1 protein-coding gene is annotated in these 848 nt (G+C 61.6%); it reads right to left on the reverse strand.

The features are described from left to right. Nucleotides 1-848: DUF2345 domain-containing protein (locus U5805_RS31545; protein WP_322107402.1), on the reverse strand; the 848-nt coding region annotated here is incomplete at both ends.

Here is an 848-nt window from a genome sequence, read left to right on the forward strand (position 1 = left end):
GCCAGCTTGATCGGCACGCTTGCATCATCCGCAGGCGGCTTTTTCGGCTCATGCGCCGAATCCTGATCCGCGCCAGATGTGTCAGGCGTATTTGTGGAACCTGTCGCTCCTTGCTGCGGGGACTGTGACGTAGACCCGCTTGACGAAGATGCGGGGGCGGCAACGGGAGCCGGGGCCTCGGGGTTGCCAGTCGCCGGATTGCCTAGCTGGTCCCAGTCCGAAGCTTCTGGAGCGGGCGGCGGTGATGTTGTATCGTCCGCGTCAACGGGACGACGCCACGCGTCGCAGGCAAAGGTAAACGGAACGATGGTTGGTGAAAACGCGGGTGCAGCCAGATGCATTTGCGCCTTGCCCTGCTTCTGGATCGTGATGACCTTCAGGAACAGGTCATTGGGACCGCCGAGCGTAATGCTGCCGTCCTTCATCTGGATAAACGCACCGCCCGATTCGAGCGTGAGTTCGGTCTTTGCAACGATGCGCGCCACGCCATTGACGCTCGCTATCGTCAGGTCCTGGTCGGCATCAAGCGACATCGGACCACCTTGCGCCTGCACCTCGACCGGGCCTTTCGCAGCAAAAATCTTGATACCAGCCTTCCCCGCGAACAGCGAAACCTTCTCGCCAGCCGCGACTGTCCAACGTTTCAGCACACTCCAGTCCGCATTCTTTCCGGCGACAGTTGAAACGTTGTCCTCGGCCGCGAACTGGATGCCATGACCCGCGACGATGCCCGCCGAGGCAGGTGTGCTCATCAGCAACCCCGGTTGCTTCAGACCGTCAAAATCGTCCTTCATCCGCCGCTGCGCGTCGGTGTCGGCAGGTTCGGCCTTTGCGCTCGTTGCAGACGC

Origin of the sequence: Paraburkholderia sp. J41, assembly GCF_905220235.1 — a bacterium.
Classification (GTDB): domain Bacteria; phylum Pseudomonadota; class Gammaproteobacteria; order Burkholderiales; family Burkholderiaceae; genus Paraburkholderia.